This is a genomic window from Gordonia sp. DT219 (genome assembly GCF_049847065.1).
Taxonomy (GTDB): Bacteria; Actinomycetota; Actinomycetes; order Mycobacteriales; family Mycobacteriaceae; genus Gordonia.
In genome coordinates, this window is the sequence record NZ_JBNCNR010000015.1 from 43,089 (window position 1) to 61,927 (window position 18,839).

14 protein-coding genes and 1 pseudogene are annotated in these 18,839 nt (G+C 67.0%); 7 read left to right on the top strand and 8 right to left on the bottom strand.

Annotation, left to right across the window (positions count from 1 at the left end; translation table 11 throughout):
- Window positions 1–148 precede the first annotated feature (148 nt).
- A complete protein-coding gene (locus ACPXB3_RS16620) occupies window positions 149–1,693 on the top strand; it encodes a hypothetical protein (RefSeq protein ID WP_425728535.1) in 1,545 nt (514 codons plus the stop codon).
- Here ACPXB3_RS16620 and ACPXB3_RS16625 read toward each other — a convergent pair.
- Entirely contained in the window at window positions 1,677–2,861 is a 1,185-nt protein-coding gene (locus ACPXB3_RS16625; RefSeq protein ID WP_425728537.1) for an aminodeoxychorismate synthase component I, read from the bottom strand. The genes ACPXB3_RS16620 and ACPXB3_RS16625 overlap by 17 nt on opposite strands.
- 9 nt (window positions 2,862–2,870) lie before the next feature.
- Window positions 2,871–4,457 carry a methionine--tRNA ligase gene (gene metG / locus ACPXB3_RS16630; protein WP_425704816.1) on the bottom strand — a complete coding sequence of 529 codons (1,587 nt, stop codon included), beginning with the start codon at window positions 4,455–4,457 and terminating at the stop codon, window positions 2,871–2,873.
- A gap of 114 nt (window positions 4,458–4,571) precedes the next feature.
- On the opposite strand from metG, the gene ACPXB3_RS16635 reads away from it, so the two are divergent.
- Together ACPXB3_RS16635 and ACPXB3_RS16640 are read left to right on the top strand one after the other, a co-directional pair.
- Entirely contained in the window at window positions 4,572–5,687 is a 1,116-nt protein-coding gene (locus ACPXB3_RS16635; protein ID WP_425704815.1) for an alpha/beta hydrolase, read from the top strand.
- Between the two features lie 67 nt (window positions 5,688–5,754).
- A complete protein-coding gene (locus ACPXB3_RS16640) occupies window positions 5,755–6,870 on the top strand; it encodes an alpha/beta hydrolase (RefSeq protein WP_425728539.1) in 1,116 nt (371 codons plus the stop codon).
- A 3-nt stretch (window positions 6,871–6,873) separates the two neighbouring features.
- On the opposite strand, the gene ACPXB3_RS16645 is transcribed toward ACPXB3_RS16640, so the two are convergent.
- Entirely contained in the window at window positions 6,874–9,228 is a 2,355-nt protein-coding gene (locus ACPXB3_RS16645; protein WP_425728541.1) for a glycoside hydrolase family 65 protein, read from the bottom strand.
- Complete coding sequence (locus tag ACPXB3_RS16650) at window positions 9,225–9,965, bottom strand: HAD family hydrolase (protein ID WP_425704812.1); 741 nt, start codon at window positions 9,963–9,965, stop codon at window positions 9,225–9,227. The genes ACPXB3_RS16645 and ACPXB3_RS16650 overlap by 4 nt, the downstream gene beginning before the upstream one ends.
- 95 nt (window positions 9,966–10,060) lie before the next feature.
- Here ACPXB3_RS16650 and ACPXB3_RS16655 point away from each other — a divergent pair, with 95 nt between their 5' ends.
- The 4 genes from ACPXB3_RS16655 (at window position 10,061) to rsmA (ending at window position 14,032) form a co-directional block, all read left to right on the top strand.
- Window positions 10,061–10,894, top strand: a complete 834-nt coding sequence (locus ACPXB3_RS16655) for a PhzF family phenazine biosynthesis protein (RefSeq protein WP_425728543.1) — start codon at window positions 10,061–10,063, stop codon at window positions 10,892–10,894.
- Between the two features lie 86 nt (window positions 10,895–10,980).
- Complete coding sequence (locus tag ACPXB3_RS16660) at window positions 10,981–11,847, top strand: TatD family hydrolase (RefSeq protein ID WP_425704810.1); 867 nt, start codon at window positions 10,981–10,983, stop codon at window positions 11,845–11,847.
- Window positions 11,848–12,023: 176 nt separating this feature from the next.
- Window positions 12,024–13,109, top strand: coding sequence for a transglycosylase family protein (locus ACPXB3_RS16665; RefSeq protein ID WP_425704809.1), 1,086 nt, complete (start codon window positions 12,024–12,026; stop codon window positions 13,107–13,109).
- The gene (gene rsmA / locus ACPXB3_RS16670) at window positions 13,073–14,032 is read left to right on the top strand and encodes a 16S rRNA (adenine(1518)-N(6)/adenine(1519)-N(6))-dimethyltransferase RsmA (RefSeq protein ID WP_425728545.1); all 960 of its coding nucleotides are present in this window, start codon (window positions 13,073–13,075) and stop codon (window positions 14,030–14,032) included. Before ACPXB3_RS16665 ends, rsmA begins: the two co-directional genes overlap by 37 nt.
- Before the next feature lie 100 nt (window positions 14,033–14,132).
- Here the strand turns inward: rsmA and ACPXB3_RS16675 are convergent.
- The 4 genes and pseudogenes from ACPXB3_RS16675 to ACPXB3_RS16690 all read right to left on the bottom strand — a co-directional run bounded on the left by ACPXB3_RS16675 (window position 14,133) and on the right by ACPXB3_RS16690 (window position 18,626).
- Window positions 14,133–15,445: pseudogene (locus tag ACPXB3_RS16675) on the bottom strand (DUF222 domain-containing protein).
- Between the two features lie 235 nt (window positions 15,446–15,680).
- Window positions 15,681–16,997, bottom strand: coding sequence for an amidohydrolase family protein (locus ACPXB3_RS16680; protein WP_425728547.1), 1,317 nt, complete (start codon window positions 16,995–16,997; stop codon window positions 15,681–15,683).
- A complete protein-coding gene (locus ACPXB3_RS16685) occupies window positions 16,994–17,965 on the bottom strand; it encodes a PDR/VanB family oxidoreductase (RefSeq protein ID WP_425728549.1) in 972 nt (323 codons plus the stop codon). Before ACPXB3_RS16685 ends, ACPXB3_RS16680 begins: the two co-directional genes overlap by 4 nt.
- A 55-nt stretch (window positions 17,966–18,020) precedes the next feature.
- Complete coding sequence (locus ACPXB3_RS16690) at window positions 18,021–18,626, bottom strand: helix-turn-helix domain-containing protein (protein ID WP_425704804.1); 606 nt, start codon at window positions 18,624–18,626, stop codon at window positions 18,021–18,023.
- Window positions 18,627–18,839 lie beyond the last annotated feature (213 nt).

The following is an 18,839-nucleotide window of genomic DNA, read 5'->3' on the forward strand; positions in this document are numbered from 1 at the left end:
TAGGCGCAGGTTATATTCGCTTGTCGCTCAGAGTTTGTCGCTCAGGGGTGGTGGATCGGCGTCGAAGCCACTCGTTGCGCAATTCTGTCGGACCCCCTTCGTAGAATGGAGACTGTTCCACACGCGGATCGGGGGGAGGTGAGCGGTGATGATCACTCGAGAATTGTTCTGCTATACCGATTCCGAGGCCGACCTGTCGGCGATCGACGGTCTGTCGTCCACTGATGTCACCGCGGCCACCCGCGAGATCCAGACCTTGCAATATCAGAATGCCGCACGGACGGTGTTCCTCGCAGATCGGCTGGCGGCGGCCGTCCTCGACGAGTTGTCGTTCGCCGACCGGCTCGGACACCCGCATATCGACCAGTTGGCCGACAAGGCCATCGTCGGTGAAGTGTCGGTGCGCCTGGGTATCTCACGCACCCAAGCCCGTTCCTGGTTGTTCCTGGCGAGCGCACTCCGCGTCTTCCCGGCACTACTCGACGCCTTCATGGCCGGGCGGTTCGCCATCCGCCGCACCCAGATCATCGTCGAGGAACTCTCGGTGCTGCCCGACCGCACCGACGACGAGCAGCAGATCCGTGACCACGCCGAACGCCTCGCGATCGCCATGGCCGACGGTCCGGTGCACGATTCGGTACTCCGCGAACGCCTCGCCGAGATGGTGATCGCGTTGGCCCCCGAGTTCGCCGCCGCCGGGCGCCGCGACCATGCCCGAGATCGCCAGCACGTCACCGTACGCAAAGACGCCAACGGCCACGCCCAGCTCAACGCCAACGTGCCCGCCGAGGTCGGAGTGCACCTGCGACAACGTATTTCGGCACTCATCGAGGAACGGCTGTGCGCCGACGACCCACGCCCGGCAGGCGTCCGCCAGGTGGATGCACTCCGGGAGATCCAGGGGATGCCCGGCTACCGGCTCGCATGCAAATGTGGACGCGAGGGCTGCGCAGGCAGAATCCCCGAGCCGATGCCCGAGTGGATGAACGACCTCCACGATGACGACCTCCCCGATGAGCCCCGAGCCGAATCCGAACCTGCCGAATCCGAATCCGCTGGCCCCGAGCCCGTTCCGTCAGAAACCGCTGTGGGCGAACAGACCGCGCTGACCGTGATCACCGACCCCACCGGCCGGCATGCGCCGCGTCTGCAGGGGTTCGGCGCGATCGACCCCGCGCACGCCGTCGACCTGATCGGCTCCGGCGCCGCCACGGCGATCGGCGGCCCCACCTTCGCATATCCGAGTGGCAGCAGTGATTCGCTCGACGAGTACCTCTGGGCGCTCGGCGAGGATCTCGCCACCTGGCAGCGGGCCGCTCTGGTCGCCGACCATGGGTTGGCGCCGCCGGTCGACTCCACCGGCCATGGCGGCGAGAGTCTGCCGCCACCCGGAGCACTCCGATACCGGCCGTCTCGCCGGATGATCGAGAAGATCGTCGCCCTCGACCGCATCTGTCGTTATCCGGGGTGCGGAAAACCGGCCGCCGACTGCGAGATCGACCACGTGGTCAAATTCCGCAACGCCGACCCCGAAAACGGTGGCTGGACCGTGGAATTCAACCTGGCCGCGTTGTGCACACCGGACCACCACCGCAAACACATGGGCCTGTGGATACCCACCATGCGCGCCGATCGCACCATCACCTGGCGGAGTCCGCACACCGGCGAGACCGTCGTCACCTATCCCGGGTGAGCGCGCGGGCTCCGACGATGCTGGCGGCCTTGTCGAGACACTCCTGCCATTCGCGTTCGGGGATCGAGTCGATGGTGATGCCGCCGCCGACGCCGAGTTCGAGTCGGCCGGCGGGGGAGATCTCGACCGTGCGGATGGCGACACTGAGATCGAGGAGACCGTCCGGGCCCGCCAAACCCACTGCGCCGCAATATGCTCCGCGCGGATGTGCCTCCCACTCCTCGAGCAGTGCGGCGGCCCGGATCTTCGGGGTCCCGGTGACCGACGCCGGCGGCCACGTGGCGTCGAGCAGTCGGGTATTGAGTAGATCCGGCCCGACGATGGCCTGCACGGTCGACACCAGATGCCACACCCCGGGCGCCGCGACGACCTCGAGTAGGTCGGTGACGCGCACCGACCCGGTGACCGCGACGCGGCCGAGATCGTTGCGGACCAGGTCGACGATCATCACGTTCTCGGCAATGTCTTTGGTCGACGCCGACAACAGGCCCGGGTCGGCGTCGGCGGGGATCGTGCCCTTGATCGGAGACGACGTCACGATGTTGCCGGTCCGGCGCAGGAAGCTCTCCGGCGAAAAGCTCGTCACCGCACCCCAATCACCCTGCAGAAAAGCAGATTTCGCGGGCCGGGTGGTGGCGGCCACGTCGTGATAGAAGTCGATCGGGTCGCCGTCGAGCCGACCGGTGAACCGGGTGCAGACACACGCCTGATAGATCTCGCCGGCCCGGATGGCGTCCAGGCACTTCTCGATCGCCGCGAGATGGTGGTCGTGGTCCGGTGCAACCCACGTCGTGGCCCACGCCGCCCCGGTCGGCAGCGTCGCCGACGCTCCCGCGACGGCGTCGACGACCCACCCCGGTGGCGCCGACCCGTCGACGGACACGGTGTCCCACCGGCCCTCTCGCAGCACCAACAGATGAGCGGTGACCCCGCCCGCACCCGGCGGGAGCATCGCCGCGGTCGCTCGTGGACCGCCGAAACCGCAGTAGCCCAGCCAGAATCGGTCGGCGCCGGCGTCCGGGGTCAGCCCGGCGCGGATCTCGATCGAGGGCGCGATCACCGCGTCGGCACCCCACCAGTCGCCGATCAGCGCCGCCGGTGGCGGCAACCCGTGCCGACGGGTGTGGGCGTAGAGCGCGCGCAGCACGTCGAGCGCGGTCGCGGTCATCCCGCTCGGTCAGGCTTCGTAGCGCGGGAAAACCGGTGTGGGCTTGGGTAGCTCGGTGCCCGGCACCAGGCGCTGCGTCACGGCGGCGAAGTCGCGTTGCGCGCCGACGCCGAGCAGATCGAGCAGCTTTCCGCACGACGTCGGCAGCACCGGCTGGGCCAGCAGCGCCACCACGCGAACCACCTCGGCGCACACGTAGAGCACGGTGCCGGTGCGGTCGAGGTCGGTCTTGGCCAACTTCCACGGCTCCTGGGCAGAGATGTAGCGGTTGGTGTCGGCCAGCGTCGACCACAGGGTCTCGAGCCCGAGGTGGATGGCCTGCGCGTCGAAGTGTGCGCGCACCTTCGGCAGCAGTTCGGTGGTCGCGGTGAGGAGTCGCTGATCGTCATCGGTGAAATCGCCCGGGGCGGGGACGGTTCCGTTGAAGTTCTTTCCGACCATCGACAGGGTCCGCTGCGCCAGATTGCCGAATTCGTTGGCGAGATCGGCATTGATCCGGGAGACGATCGCCTCGGCCGAATACGAACCGTCCTGCCCGTAGGAGACCTCGCGCAGGAAGAAGTAGCGCACCGGGTCGAGCCCGAACTCGTCGATGAGGTTCTCGGGGTCGACGACGTTGCCCACCGACTTGCTCATCTTCTCGCCCTTGTTGAACAAGAACCCATGGGCGAACACACGTTTGGGCAGCGGAATCCCGGCGCTCAGCAGGAACGCCGGCCAGTAGACACAGTGGAACCGGATGATGTCCTTGCCGATGACATGCAGATCGGCGGGCCAGTACCGCTCGAAAGTTGCTGTGTCGTCCGGGAATCCCACCCCGGTCAGGTAGTTGGTGAGGGCATCGACCCAGACGTACATCACGTGATCGGGATGGCCGGGGACCGGGACACCCCAGTCGAACGTCGTGCGCGACACCGACAGATCGGTCAGGCCGCCCTTGACGAAGCTGATCACCTCGTTGCGGCGCACATCGGGTCCGACGAACTCCGGGTGGTTCTCATAGAGGTCGAGCAGCTTGTCCTGATAGGCCGAGAGCCGGAAGAAGAAGCTCTGCTCCTCGGTCCAGGTGACCACGTGGCCGGTGTCGGTGGCCACCCGCTCGCCCGCCTCGTTCACCTCGGTGTCGGCGGCGGCGTAGAACATCTCGTCGCGGATGTCGTACCAGCCCGAATAGGTGTCGAGGTAGATGTCGCCGGCCGCGGTCATCCGTTCCCAGATCGCGGCCGAGGCGCGCTGGTGGTCCTCGTCGGAGGTCCGGATGAAGCGGTCGTAGCTGGAGCCGAGCCGATCCTGCGTGGCCTGGAAGCGATCCGAATTGCGGATGGCGAGCTCCGCGGTGGGGATGCCCTCCTTCTCCGCGGTCTGCTGCATCTTCTGCCCGTGTACGTCGGTGCCGGTGAGGAACCGGACGTCGAACCCGTCGAGCCGCTTGAAGCGCGCGAGGGCGTCGGCGGAGATGTACTCGTAGGCGTGCCCGATGTGCGGTGCGCCGTTGGGATAGGCGATCGCGGTGGTGATGTAGTACGGGTGGCCTGCGCCGTATGACGCGGTGGCATCCGAAGCGGGGGTGTCGGTGCTGGTCAGATCACTGGGCATAGTGGCTGCCAGGATACGTGGCGTCGCGCGGTCGGGCACCGGCGCACCTGCCACGGCCCCGGCGTGGATCCACGACGGCCGCCCACCTTGCGTCGGGGCGGATACGCTGTCCGCATGGTGATGGCCGATCGTCCCGAAGTCCAGACCGCATCCGGGCCGTTGACGGCGCTGACCCTGGTCGGGCTCGCCGACAACATGCTCAACGGACTGGCGCGCGTGCCGTTCCGGCGCTTCTGGCAGGGGCCCGGCGGTCTCCTCGACAACGTCGGACAATCCGTCACCAGGCAGGCCGTGCGCTCGTTCATGGGCTACATCGTCGGGCTGCCGATCGAGGAGTTCCGCTCGATGGAGAAGGTTCTCGACGAGCTCTGCCGGGTGGTCATCCCGCCGTTCATCCACCTCACCGACGACGTCGAGGTCACCGATGACGAGATCGGTGGCGTGCCCGGATTGTGGCTGCGGTCGCGGGCGAGTTCGGACGACGCCGTCGACGACGCGTCGGACAAGAAGACGATCGACGGCACCATTCTGTATCTGCACGGCGGCGGCTACATCGGGACGACACCGATGATGTACTCCGCGTTCGCCGCGTCGCTGTGTAGCGGCACCGGTTGCGAGGTGTTCATCGCCGACTATCGGATGGCGCCGGAATTCCCCTTCCCGGCCGGTGTGCACGACGCCGCCGACGTCTACCGGGGTCTGCTCGAGCGCGGCGTCGACGCCGACCACCTGGTGATCGCCGGGGATTCCGGTGGCGGCGGACTTGCCACCTCGCTTGTCGGCTACCTGGGCAACAACGACTTGCCGCGGCCGGCGGCGCTCGCCTTGTTCTCGCCGGAGGTCGACCTCGACCTCGACTATCCCTCGGTCACCGAGAACGCCACGACCGACATCCTGCCGTGGAATGTGCCGGTCACTCCCTACCTGCATGGGGTTTCACCCGACGACGTCCGGGTCTCGATGGTCAATGCCGAGCCCGATCCGGCATGGTTTCCGCCGACCTTCGTCACCTGGGGAGGCGACGAGATGTTTCGCGACCCGATCCGTGCCTTCGTGGCGTCCCTGGGTAAGGCCGACATCGAGGTGACGTCGCTGGAGGAGCGGGGCATGTTCCACGTCTTCCCGATCCTGATGCCGTGGGCGGAGAGTTCGCACGAGGTCTACCGCGAACTCGATGCCTTCATCGACCGCCACGTCACGCCCGACCCGGACGCCGAGCCCACGCACTGAACCGTCCCCGCCCGGATCGGGCGAACCGGGCCGGCCGGCGCCGACGACGGCCGCCTAGGCTGGACGTATGGTGATGGCCGATCGTCCCGAGGTCCAGACGGCGTCCGGGCCGGTGAGTGTGCTGGCGGTGACCGGGCTGGCCGAGAGCCTGCTCAACGGATTGGCCCGGGTGCCGTTCCAGAAACCGTTCAGCGGGCCCGGCGGACTCCTCGACAACCTGGGCCAGACAGTGACCCGCCAGACCATCCGCTCGTTCATGGGCTATTCGATGGGATTGCCGATCGAGGAGTTCCGCTCGGTGGAGAAGCTTCTCGACGACGTCTGCACGCTCGTGCTGCCGCCGGTCGTCGGACTCGCGGGCAAGGTCGAGATCATCGAGGACGAGATCGGTGGGGTGGGCGGCATCTGGTGCCGGGCCAAGGACAGCACCGACTCGTACGTCGAGGACAGCGATGAGAAGAAGGCCATCGAGGGAACGGTCCTGTACCTGCACGGCGGCGGATACATCGGCACCACGCCGATGATGTACGCAGCGTTCGCGGCCGCCCTCGTGCGCCTGTCCGGATGCGAGATCTTCATCGCCGACTATCGCATGGCCCCCGAATTCCCGTTCCCGGCAGGCATTCTCGATGCCGCCGAGGTGTATCGCGGACTGCTCGAGCGGGGCGTCGACCCGCACCATCTGATCGTCGCCGGCGACTCCGGCGGCGGCGGGCTGGCCACCTCGCTGATCACCCACCTGCGTGATCACGACCTGCCCAAACCGGCCGCGATGGCGCTGTTCTCACCGGAGATCGATCTCGACCTCGATCAGGATTCGATCGTGAACAACGCGCAGCACGACATCCTGCCGTGGAGCATCCCCGTTGCTCCCTACCTGCGTGGGGTGCAACCCAACGACGACCGGGTCTCGGTCGTGCACGGTACGCCCGATCCCGACTGGTTCCCACCGACATTCGTGTGCTGGGGCGGGGCGGAGATGTTCCGCGACGGCATCCGCCAGTTCGTCGAGAATCTGCGCGCCGCGGGAGTGCCGGTGAGTGCGATGGAGGAGCGCGGCATGTTCCACGTCTTCCCGATCCTCATGCCGTGGGCGGAATCGTCCAAGCGGGTGCTTCGCGAACTCGGAGAGCTCGCCAAACTCTACGTCGTTCCCGATCCGCAAGCCGCACAGACGCATTGACCGTCAGACCTGACGACGGTACGGCTCGCAGCCGGGCGGCGCCTTCGGTGGCTCCCGCCATGGGATCTCCTTGATCGGCATGGTGACCGGGGTGTTCTCGGTGAGGACGAACTTCTCGCCGTGGTGGGCCAGATCGATCTCGGGTCCCGACAGCAGCCGGTAGGTGGCCGAGGTCTTGTCGATGGCGACCACCAGCTTCGAGTCGCGCACGATCATGCGGAACGACAGGTAGTCCAGCCGCGACGGCAGGCGGGGCGCGAAGGTGATGTTGCCGCCGAAGTCGCGCATGCCGCCGAATCCGGCGACGCAGTCCATCCACGCCCCGGACAGTGCGGCGATGTGCAGGCCGCTGGCCACGTTGTTGTGCAGGTCGTGCAGGTCGGTGAACACCGATTCGACGAGCAGGTCGTAGGACAGATCGGGGTAGCCGACCTCGGCGGCGGTGATCGCCTCGCAGCATGCCGACAGCGACGAGTCGCGCACCGTCAACGGGTAGTAGTAGTCGAAGTTCCGCAGTTTCTGTTCCGGAGTGAAGCTTTCGCCGAACATGTACATCGCGAACACCAGGTCCGCCTGTTTGACGACCTGCTTGCGATACAGCTCGTAGTACGGATAGTTGAGCAGCAGCGGGTACTTGCCGATCGACGCCTCGAAGTCCCATGCGCCCAGCAGGGTGAACGCCTCGCACTGCTGGTGCACCCCGAGTGCCTCGTCGTAGGGCAGCACCATGTCGTCGGCGCACGACTCCCAGTGTGCCGTCTCGGCATTGGTGACGCCGAGCTCCCGCGCCACATCCGGCCGCCGGTGCACCGCGGAGATCGCGTCCCGAAGGTTCTGCTGGGCAGCAAGATTGGTGAAGACGTTGTTGTTCACCACGGCGGTGTACTCGTCGGGGCCGGTGACGCCGTCGATGCGGAAGTGTCCGTTCACATCATGGTGTCCGAGCCCGGCGAACAATCGGGCGGTCTCGACGAGGAGCTCGACACCGCACTCGGTTTCGAACTCTTCGTCATGGGTGGCCCGCAGATAGCGGCCGGTGGCGTTGGCGATGTCGGCGCTGACATGGACGCCCGCGGTGCCCGCAGGCCAATACCCCGAGCATTCGTCGCCGTTGATCGAGCGCCACGGGAACATCGCCCCGCGCTGGGCGAGTTCGGCCGCCCGCGCCTTGGCCTTGTCCATGGTGGCGTGGCGCCAGCGCAACTCCTCGCCGGCCGCCGCGGGCACCGTGTACGTGAGCATCGGCAGGATGAAACTCTCGGTGTCCCAGAAGGTGTGGCCGTCATAGCCGGGGCCGGTGAGGCCCTTGGCCGGGATGGCGCGGGACTGGCCCCGGGCCCCGGCCTGCAACACGTGGAACAGTGCGAACCGAATCGCTTGCTGCAGTTCGGGATCGCCGTCGAGTTCGACGTCGGCGTCGCGCCAGAAGTCCTCGAGGTAGGCGACCTGGTCGGCCTTCAACGACTCCCAGCCGGTTTCCATCGCCATGGCCAGCGCGGCGTCGACCTGGGCGCGCAACGCCGGCACCGAGCGACGGGCCGACCAGCCGTATCCGATGTACTTGGTCAGGCTCAGGCGGGTGCCCTCGGGTACGTTCGCGGCCACCGTCAGGCGTGCGAGATCTCCGTCGGCGCGGATGAATGTGTCTGCGCGGTCCGGGAATTCGATCTGGTGATCCATTCCGGCGGCCACATGCAGGCCGGACTTCTTGGTGTGGTGGACGAGGATGCCCCAATAGTTGCGGCAGGTGGCCAGATCCGAGACCAACGGCTGATCCAGCGCCGCGGCCAGCCGTGGATCGTTACCCGGCGTCGGGATCGGCTCATTGGCAAGCAGATCCGACTGCAGTACCAGTTTCATGTCCTCGCCGACCGGCTCCACCTCGTAGTGGATCGCGACGATGGTGCGTTTGGTGAACGAGACCAGTCGCTCGGATTTGATGCGGACCGTGCGCCCAGTGGGGGAGGTCCACAAGGTGTTGCGCCGCAGCGTGCCGGTACGGAAGTCGAGCACCCGCTCGTGTTCGACGGTGCGCCCGTAGCGCAGGTCCATCGGCTCGTCCTCGACGAGCAGACGGATGATCTTTCCGTCGGTCACGTTGACGACCGTCTGCCCGGATTCGGGGTAGCCGTAACCACTTTCGGCGTAGGGCAGCCCGCGCTGCTCGTAAAAGCCGTTCAGGTAGGTGCCCGGGTGATCGACGGGCTCGCCCTCCTCGAAGGTGCCGCGCAGCCCGATATGTCCGTTGGACAGGGCGAACAGCGTCTCGGTCCGGCCGAGCATGTCGACGTCGAGTCCCCGCCAGCGCAACTGCCACGGGTTGACGTCGAATCCGAAGACGTTCTCACTGGTGCTCATGTGGTCAGCAATTCCTCGAGATCGTTGACGACGATGGACGCTCCGGCTGCGGTCATCGATGCGGCTTGGGTGCCGCCGACCCGGTCGATGCCGACGACGTAGCCGAAGTGGCCGGCGACGCCGGCCTGTACTCCCGAGATCGCATCCTCGACGACGGCGGCGGCTGCCGGTTCGACGCCCATGCGTTGCGCGCCGAGAAGATACGAATCGGGCGCGGGTTTGCCGCGCAGTCCCGCGGCCGCGGTTTCGAGTCCGTCGACACGTACCTCGACGAACGTGGACAAGCCGGCCGCATCGAGTACTGCGGCACCGTTCTTCGACGAGGTCACCACCGCGATCCGCAATCCCGCCTCTTGCGCGGCCTGTAGGTAGCGCACCGAACCAGGGTAGGGACTGACCTCGCCGCGTTCGAGTTCGGTGAGGAACATCTCGTTCTTGCCGCCGCCGATGGTCTCGACGGTGTGCGCGTCGACGTCGTCGATTCCGCGGGCGGTGAGGAAGGCGCGCACGCCGTCATCACGTGGACGACCGTCGACGTAGTCGAGGTAGTCCTGCTCGGTGAACGGCGTGAAGTCCTCGCCCACCTGCTCGCGCAGGTAGGCATCGAACGCGGTCTTCCACGCCTTGCGATGAAGGACGGCAGTACTCGTGAGGACCCCGTCGAGGTCAAAGAGGCCGACGGTGACCGAATCTGGCAAACCCAACACGATTGGCAACGCTACCCGTCGGCGACGCATGGGGCTCGGTATGCGAGAGAAGCCGAACCTGCGTGTGTCGCCCGCCGACGACAAACGTGTGGACGAGCCGACGGCGAATGCTGAACGATGGGGCCATGTCTCGTCGTTTCGCACAGGTTGATGTCTTTGCCTCCGAACCCATCTCCGGTAACCCGGTGGCCGTCGTCGTCGACGCCGACGGGATCACCGACGAACAGATGGCGGCTTTTGCCCGCTGGACGAACCTCTCGGAGACGACCTTCGTGCTGCCCGCGACCGACCCGGCCGCCGACTACCGGTTGCGAATCTGGACGCCCGGCGGAGAGCTGCCCTTTGCCGGTCATCCGACGCTCGGGTCGGCGTCCGCGTGGTTGCAGGCCGGCGGTACCGCGGCCGGCGAGCACATCGTGCAGGAATGCGGAATCGGTCTGGTGCGGATCCGCCGTGACGGTGCGCGGCTGGCGTTCGCCGCGCCGCCGCTGACCCGGACCGGGCCGGTGGAGGACGCCACCCGCGCCGAGGTGATCGCCGCGATCGGGCTGCACGGCGAGCAGGTACTCGACGCCGAGTGGGTCGTCAACGGTCCGCAGTGGATGGCGTTGCGTCTCGACTCGGCGCAACGCGTGCTCGACGTGCGACCTGACTTCGCCGCGCTCGGCGATCGCGAGGTGGGCCTCGTCGGCGCCTATCCCGACGGGCCGGATACGCCGGCTTTCGAGGTGCGTGCCTTCGCGCCCGGGGTGGGCGTGAACGAGGACCCGGTGACCGGGTCCCTCAATGCGGGTCTGGCGGTCTGGTTGCGCCGCGCCGGACTGGCCCCCGACTCCTATGTGGCCGCGCAGGGCAGCGCACTGCGCCGCGCCGGGCGGATCCACGTGCTCGACGACGGCGCCGACATCTGGATCGGCGGTTTGAGCGCGACGGTCATCGCGGGCACAGTCGAGCTGTGACCCACCCTGCAGACAGTGCTTCGCAGAGCCCCGACAGCGCTTCGCAAGACACCGACAGTGCTTCACAAGACACCGACAGTGCTTCGATGAAGACCGAGAGCGCCAAGGAGGCCAAGCGTCGGCGTCGCCGGGAGCCGCCGCCCGACCCGGCGCCGCTGCCCGGGCTCGTCGATGCCCACACCCACCTGGCCGCCTGCGGTGGCCGGGACCCCGAGTCGGTGCGGGCGATACTCGATCGGGCCGAGGCGGTGGGGGTCGGGCAGGCGGTCACCGTCGCCGACGACATGGTCGACGCCCGGTGGGCCCTCGATGCCGCACGGTGGGACGACCGCGCGTTCGCCGCCGTCGCCCTGCATCCGACCCACGCCGCCGAACTCGACGACGCGGCGCGGGCCGAACTCGAGCAGATGGCCGCCGATCCGCGGGTGGTGGCGATCGGGGAGACGGGCCTTGACTACTACTGGCCGGGTAAGTCGGAGTCGGCGGCACCGCCGGAGGTGCAGAAGGCGGCCTTCGCGTGGCACATCGATCTGGCCAAGCGGATCGGCAAGCCGCTGATGATCCACAATCGGGAGGCCGACCGCGATCTGCTCGACATCCTCGCGGCCGAGGGCTCCCCGGACGTCGTGATCATGCATTGCTTCTCCGGTGACCGAAATGTAGCCCGCGAATGCATAGATCGCGGATATTTTCTGAGCTTCGCCGGAACTGTGACATTTAACAATGCCGCAGAACTTCGAGAGTCAGCTCACATGGCGCCCGCCGGCCAGCTCCTCGTCGAGACCGATGCACCCTTTCTGACCCCGCATCCCTACCGTGGCCAGCCCAATCAGTCGTATTGCCTGCCGTACACGGCTCGGGTACTGGCCGACGTCCGCCGTATGGATGACGACGTGATGGCGCAGACGCTGGGCGAGAATGCGCGACGCGCGTATCGACTTCCTTTGCGGTAATCATCCCGGCTCGTTATCGTATTGTGATCCATCGCCCCGGCGGTGGCCCGTTCATCGGGGGAGCGGCCCGCGGGCCCGACCTGAACGGCCACGACGCGCCGGGTGCGAGGTGCCCACGTTCCCGACCAGGATGCTTGATCTTGTCTGTTTTTGCGAAAATTCATGTGCTGGATTCGATGCGTGCGCGCGTCGCCATCGGTGCCGTGCTCTGCACCGTCGCTGCCGGCGGCATCACGGGTGCGGCGATGCACAAGAACGTCACCATCGATGTCGATGGGCAGAAGGTCCAGGTCGCCACCATGTCGATGAATGTGGACTCGTTGCTCGAGTCGCAGGGCTATCACCCCGCGGACGGTGACATCGTGTCGCCGGCTCCCGATTCGTCGTTCGCCGATGGCCAGACGGTCACCTTCCATCGCAAGAAGCAGGTCGTCCTCGACGTCGAGGGACAGCGCCGGGTCGTGGAGACGACTGCGGTCAACGTCAACGAGTTGCTCAACCAGCAGGGTCTCGCCCACGGCGCCGACGATCCCAACTTCAACGCCAACGGCCCGATCCCGGTCAAGGGAGCGGTCGTCGACGTCACGCTGCCGAAGAATCTCGTCATTCTCGACGGCGGTACCCGCACCCAGACCTCGGTGCCGGCCGAGACGGTCGCCGAGGCGCTCCAGCGACTCGGCGCGCCGCTTCAGGCCACCGACAAGGTGGAGCCGGCCGCCGATGCCAAGGTCGGCAACGGCACGACCATCACCGTCACGCGTATCCGCACCAACCAGACCACGGTCGAAGAGGACGTCAACGCTCCCGACATCACCCAGGACGATCCGACGGTGACCAAGGGCCGCCGGGTCGTGGCCAAACCCGGCACGCCCGGACGCGCCAACGTCCACTACGAGGTCACCACGGTCAACGGCAAGGTCGTCAAGCGCACCAAGCTCGGTCAGGACGTCATCACCGCACCGGTTGCGGCCACCGTTCGTGTCGGCACCAAGCCCGGGGCGCCGTTCGTCGCGCCCGGATCGGTGTGGGATTCGCTTGCCCAGTGTGAGTCGACCGGCAATTGGGCGATCAACTCCGGCAACGGCTTCTACGGCGGAATCCAGTTCGACCAGAACACCTGGGATCGCTGGGGCGGTCAGGAGTACGCGCCGCGCCCGGATCTCGCGACCCGCGAAGAGCAGATCGCCATCGCGGAGAAGACCCAGGCCGCCCAGGGCTGGGGTGCATGGCCGACGTGCTCATCCGGACTGGGTCTGCGCTGACCGCCGACAACCCGCCGGCGGAGAGCTCCCCATCGACGGGCCCCGAAGCGCAGAGCAGCGCGCCCGATCCGGCCGTGCGGTTGCTCGGGCCCGCCCAGATCCGTGGGCTCGCAACCGAACTCGGGGTTCGGCCGACCAAGACTCTCGGACAGAACTTTGTCCATGACGCCAACACGGTGCGTCGCATCGTCGCCGCGTCCGGGGTGGGCCCCGATGACACCGTGCTGGAGGTCGGGCCGGGTTTGGGGTCGTTGACTCTCGCGTTGCTGGGCACGGTGTCCCGAGTGATCGCCGTCGAGATCGATCCGGTGCTGTCGGCGCGGTTGCCGGCCACGGTGGCCCAGTTCGCGCCGCGACGTGCGGACGCACTCGAGGTCGTCACCGCCGATGCGATGACGGTGCGTGCCGCCGACCTACCCGCGGCGCCGACGGCGCTCGTCGCCAATCTTCCCTACAATGTGGCCGTACCGGTGTTGCTGCATCTGCTCGGCGAGTGCCCGAGCCTGCGCACCGCCCTGGTGATGGTGCAGGCGGAGGTCGCCGATCGGCTGGCCGCCCCGCCGGGCGGCCGCGTCTATGGGATTCCCAGCGTCAAAGCCCGCTACTACGGCGAGGTCACCCGCGCAGGCGCCGTCGGCCGCAACGTGTTCTGGCCCGAACCCAAAGTGGAATCGGGACTCGTTCGGGTGCAACGGTATTCGCGCTACCCCGACGACCCGGCTGTGCGTGCGAAAACCTTCGCCGTCATCGACGCGGCCTTCGCGCAACGCCGTAAGACGATGCGGTCGGCGCTCGCCGGGTGGGCCGGCTCGGCCGCGGAGGCCGAACGCCGTCTGCGGGCGGCGGCTATCGACCCGCAGATCCGCGGCGAGAAGCTCGGCGTCGACGACTTCGTGCGGCTGGCGCAGGTGCCGGGCGTTTAGGCGAAGCGCGGGCCGAGGCCCCTATGAAGTTCTCAAACAACAATTGCGGTCCCGGCGGGCCGGGTGCAGGAGTCGGGAAGTCGTTGTGGGTGAGACTGTTTCAGGCAGCGGCACTGTCGAGGTGTAGGGTGCGTCGGTTGTAGGCGGGGAGTGGTCGCCGTCGCGGGTCGACCGTGGCCGGTGGGATGAGCCACGGATGTCGATCGAACCCCATGACCACGTCCCAGTGATCATTCGGCCCGCTCGCTTCGCTCCCGGCGCCGGCTCTGTCGTGGACGTCGTGGTGGCAGCTGGTGCAGAGCAGGCAGCCGTTGTCGAGGTCGGTGGTCCCACCGTCAACCCACGACACAAGGTGGTGCGCCTGCGTTCGCGATGCCGGCGCACCGCATTTGACGCAGCACTTATCCCTGAGCAGCAATGCTTTTCGCTGCGACGGCGTGAACAGCCGCTTCTCACGCCCGACGTTCAACGGCACCTGCTCGCCGTCGACGATGACGACGGTGACCGCGGCATCACAACCCAACGTTTTCGCCGTCGCGGGTGTCACAGATCCCATGAACTCGAGTGCGGACAGCTTCGGGGCATCAGCAGGAATCGTCAACAGGACCCCGCCGGTCGGTTTGCACGACACCGTCTCATCGGCGAAACCTTTCTCCGCAAGCTCAAGGATCGTCTCGAGAGCATCAGCACGTTTCCGCTCCGCCGAACGCGGATCGTGGGAGCCGTCAGGCTGAGGTTTCGGGGCGGACAGTGATTCGACCTGCTGTGGAGTTTCTCCCCGGCAACCGCATCGAGGTTGGCGCGCACATCGAGGCGGCCATCATCGGTTTTGTGATACCCGAGTTCGTTGATCGACTTGTCTTCGGCAGCAGGCTTGCCGTCGTCGGTGTCTGCGGCGAGTTCGTTGGCGATGGTGCGGGCGTGATCAGTGATCTGGGCCGGTGCCATCCCTGCCGAAGACCATGACATCAGTGACATCAGTTGCGCCGACCGCATGTCGGGGTCGACGGGTTCGGCGGATCGGGTTTCGATGTGCGACAGCCCCCGCACGATCGCGTCGGCGTGTTCGGAGGAGATCGAACCGTCGGCGGCGTGGCGTCGCAGTGGGTCGATGTCGGTGGCGGTGCCGATCCGTACGAACCGCGCGGCGACGGCGGGCGCGCACCCCATCACGACGAGTAGTTCCCGCAGGCGGCGTCCGTGGCCGTCGGCGACGCCGAGGCGGTCGAGTTCACCGGTGAACGTGGTTGCGTGGTGGTCGGCGAGATTGCGGATCAGCAGGATCTGTTGCATCGCGGCGTGTGCCTGCGGCCCGGTCATGTCGGGGCGGGTGCGGAGTTCGGTGAGCTGGTCGGCAAATCCGGCCAAAACTGCTGCAGTATCCGTGCTTTCGATGGTGACGTCGGCGATCATGGTGCCCCCCTTGGCGATCGATGCGATGTCTCCATCCTACACGCATCGACCGACAATGGCACCCAAATCTGCGGCGTCTGTGTATCGAATACGGTTTGTGGACAACGATTTTCGCGTCCTCCGTGACTGTGCATTTCTGTCGGTGGCATGTGGTAGCGCGTGCGCCGCAGTCGTCCCTTCGCTACTGGTCACAACATACGGCTGCGACACGGCTTCGCCGCCGCGCCTGATCATCTCAGGCCGACGCCTCCCGATCGCGCAGCAGCCGGCGCAGCTGCTCGGCCAGGCCGCGAGAGTCTTGGCCGACCAATCGATGGTCGCGCACCACCCACCGACCCGCCACCATCACATCGCGCGGGCGGCGTCCCGGTGACGCCCACAGCAGGCCGTCGACCGGGTCGGCGACCCCGGCGTCGTCGACGTCACCGCAATCCCAGACGCACAGATCCGCGGCGGCGCCGACCCGGAGATGACCCAATTCGGCTCGGCCGAGACCTGTGGCCGATCCCTGCGTCGCGGCGGTGAGCAGGGTCCGCGCCGACAACGGGCGGCCGATCAATCCGGATACTTGCATGGCGAGGCGGGCATCGGCCAGCAGATGGCCTCCGTCGTTACTGCCGCCCCCGCTGGTCCCGAGTCCCACGACGATGCCGGCGTCCTGGAAGTCCGCGACCCCGGCGATACCCCAGCCCATCGGGATGTCACAACCGGGCGCGTGCGTGGCGTGTGCCCCCGACCGGGCGAGCGCTGCGATCTCGTCGGTGGTGATGTCACACAGGTGGGCCACGGTGACATCCCGGTCCAGCCAGCCCCAGTCTTCGAGCAACTGCAACGGTCGGGCGCCATAGCGCTCCTGCGCGATTCGGACGTCGACCTGCTCGTTGGCCTGGGTGCGCCGCCGCAGACCGAGTTCGGCTGCGACCGTGGCGAGTTCGCGAAACGTATCCGGCGAGTCCGCATGCACCCCCGACGGTCCGGTCGCCAACTGCGTCATGCCGTCGGCCGACACCCCGTGACTCGGGTCGACGAGATGCGCATCATGGATGGCGCGTACGGAGTCGGCCGCGGCGTGCGGGTCGTCGCCTGCGGTGCCCCGGACGAACACCAGTCGGGCACCGGCATCGCGGGCCGCAGCGATCGTCGCCCCGGCCAGATCGACCGGATCGACTCCTGCGGGCCAGGTCAGGTGGTGATCGGCCACGGTGGTCACCCCGGCGAGCAGCGACTCGGCGAGTCCGACTGCGGCTGCCGCCGCACACAATTCGGGATCGACCCGCATCCGTCGATAGGCGGTTGCCATCACTTGCAGCCACTCCCGCATCGGCCGGAACCGACTGCCCGGAAGTGTCCGGAAGGCCGTCTGCAGCAGGTGATGATGAGCATTGACGAGGCCGGGAGTCACCACACAGTCGGTGCAGTCGACGACCTCGGTGTCACCCGGCACGTCGGCGTCGGCAGAGACGATGTGACCGTCCCGGATGTGGATGGCATCGGAGTGTTCTGATTCGGCGCCGACGATCGCCAGGGCACCGCGCAACGTCATGGTGCTCACAGGTCGAGGACCAATCGTCCGCTCGTGCACCGCGATACGCACAGCATCATCGTTTCGTTCTCGGCCCGCTCCTCCGGGGTCAGGACGGAGTCACGGTGCTCGATCTCGCCGCTGACGACCTCGGCTTCGCATGTGCCGCACACACCCTCGCGACACGAGGAGACGGTGACGACACCGGCATCGTCGAGCGCATCGAGGATCGTCCGCCCGGCGGGCACCGTGACGGTGCGGTGGGAGAGTGCCAGGGACACCTCGAATGGCTCGTCCGACGCGGGCTGCCGATCGGCGGCCACGAAGCGCTCGGCGAACACATCCACGGCATCTTGGTCGGCACAGGCAGATTCGGCATCGGCGATGAGGGATTCGGGCCCGCACGCGTAGACGGCGGTACCCGGCTCGAGGTCGGCGAGCTGCCGGGAAAGACTCAGCCGTCCCGCCGTCGACGAGGAATGGATGACGACTCGGTCGCCGAAGCGCTCGGACAACTCGGCCGCATAGGGCATGCGCGACCGATCCGATCCGGTGTAGAGCAAACTCCATGGCCGGCCCATCTGCTCGGCCTGCGCCGCCAGCGAGAGGATCGGGGTGATCCCGATGCCGCCGGCGACGAAGACATATCGCAGTGCCCGGCTCAACGCGAAGTGGTTGCGCGGGCGGCTGATCCCGAGCTGAGAACCGGGCTGCACCCCACGGTGCAGCGACACGGAGCCACCGCGGCCCTCATCGCATCGGTCCACCGCGACGCGATAGGTGCCGGTGTCGCCGGGCAACGAGATCAACGAATACTGACGGACGGCGCCGCCGGGCGTGTGGATGTCGATGTGGGAGCCGGCGGACCAGTCGGGTAGGGCCGCAGATGCCAGGGGGGTCAGGGTGAACTCGTCGACGCGGTCGGTCAGTGGGCGTCGCCCGGTGACACGGACCTCGATCAGATCCGAATCGGGGAGACGGGATGATGTTGTGGGCATGGAAATCTCCTAAGGGGAAGATCTCCGCCGATGTCCCAGCCAGGGAACCGATTTCCTATTCCGATGCCTGCACCACGATGAGATGTGCGGACAGGCCACGGCTCAAGCGCCATCGGTGAGGAATGTGGCCAGCATAGTAAAGGCTGTCGCCCGATTGCAATGTGACGAGATGGTCGTCACCGAGGTCGACCTCGATCTCACCGGAGATCACATGCACCCACTCGGGTTGGTGATGGTGGTAGTACTCGTCGAATTCGGCGCTCTGGATGAGGTGTTCCTGCGGATAGAAGGCGGCGTCCCCACGAACCAGCAGCCGCGTGTGACTGGCCTCACGCCGTCCGGGAGACCGCGGTAACCAGGTGCCCTCCTCGTTGCGCATCAGTTGCGTCCCCTCGGGCAGTTGTGCGTTCGGCGGTGACGATGTGTTCGGCGGGGTGGTGGCGAGCATGAGACTCACCTGGGTGGTGCCCAGCGCGGAGGCGATGCGTTCCAGGGTGAGCATCGACGGCCGGGCGTATCCGCGTTCCAGTTGCGAGAGGAAGGAATGTGAGATCTTCGCGTCCGTGGCCAGCTGCGTGATGGTGAATCCCTTCTCGGTTCTGCGCCTGCGGATCTCGGCGCCCAAGGTGGCCTGCGCCGGGTCCGGACTGTCGAGTGCCACTACGACCTCCTGTTTGTGCGGCGAGGAATCACGGTTGAGGAGTCACAATAGCCGCCCATCGGACTGTGAGGTTGCCGACGGTGCGTGTCACGCCGCCTGGAGCGTCCGAATTGCCGTGCTGCGCAATCACTGTGGGGTTGTGTTCAAGCGGCGGCGGACATGTCACACACGCAACGTCTGCCCGTAACACGACCGCAATACGGCGCTCGTACC

Bases quoted from the DNA above. Each gene is read 5' to 3' on its own strand.
- ACPXB3_RS16620 (WP_425728535.1), top strand. From the start codon at position 149: ATGATCACTCGAGAATTGTTCTGCTATACCGATTCCGAGGCCGACCTG.
- ACPXB3_RS16645 (WP_425728541.1), bottom strand. From the start codon at position 9,228: ATGAGCACCAGTGAGAACGTCTTCGGATTCGACGTCAACCCGTGGCAG.
- ACPXB3_RS16635 (WP_425704815.1), top strand. From the start codon at position 4,572: ATGGTGATGGCCGATCGTCCCGAAGTCCAGACCGCATCCGGGCCGTTG.
- rsmA (WP_425728545.1), top strand. From the start codon at position 13,073: ATGGCCGACGTGCTCATCCGGACTGGGTCTGCGCTGACCGCCGACAAC.
- ACPXB3_RS16685 (WP_425728549.1), bottom strand. From the start codon at position 17,965: ATGCCCACAACATCATCCCGTCTCCCCGATTCGGATCTGATCGAGGTC.
- metG (WP_425704816.1), bottom strand. From the start codon at position 4,457: ATGCCCAGTGATCTGACCAGCACCGACACCCCCGCTTCGGATGCCACC.
- ACPXB3_RS16640 (WP_425728539.1), top strand. From the start codon at position 5,755: ATGGTGATGGCCGATCGTCCCGAGGTCCAGACGGCGTCCGGGCCGGTG.
- ACPXB3_RS16625 (WP_425728537.1), bottom strand. From the start codon at position 2,861: ATGACCGCGACCGCGCTCGACGTGCTGCGCGCGCTCTACGCCCACACC.
- ACPXB3_RS16655 (WP_425728543.1), top strand. From the start codon at position 10,061: ATGTCTCGTCGTTTCGCACAGGTTGATGTCTTTGCCTCCGAACCCATC.
- ACPXB3_RS16665 (WP_425704809.1), top strand. From the start codon at position 12,024: ATGCGTGCGCGCGTCGCCATCGGTGCCGTGCTCTGCACCGTCGCTGCC.
- ACPXB3_RS16650 (WP_425704812.1), bottom strand. From the start codon at position 9,965: ATGCGTCGCCGACGGGTAGCGTTGCCAATCGTGTTGGGTTTGCCAGAT.
- ACPXB3_RS16660 (WP_425704810.1), top strand. From the start codon at position 10,981: ATGAAGACCGAGAGCGCCAAGGAGGCCAAGCGTCGGCGTCGCCGGGAG.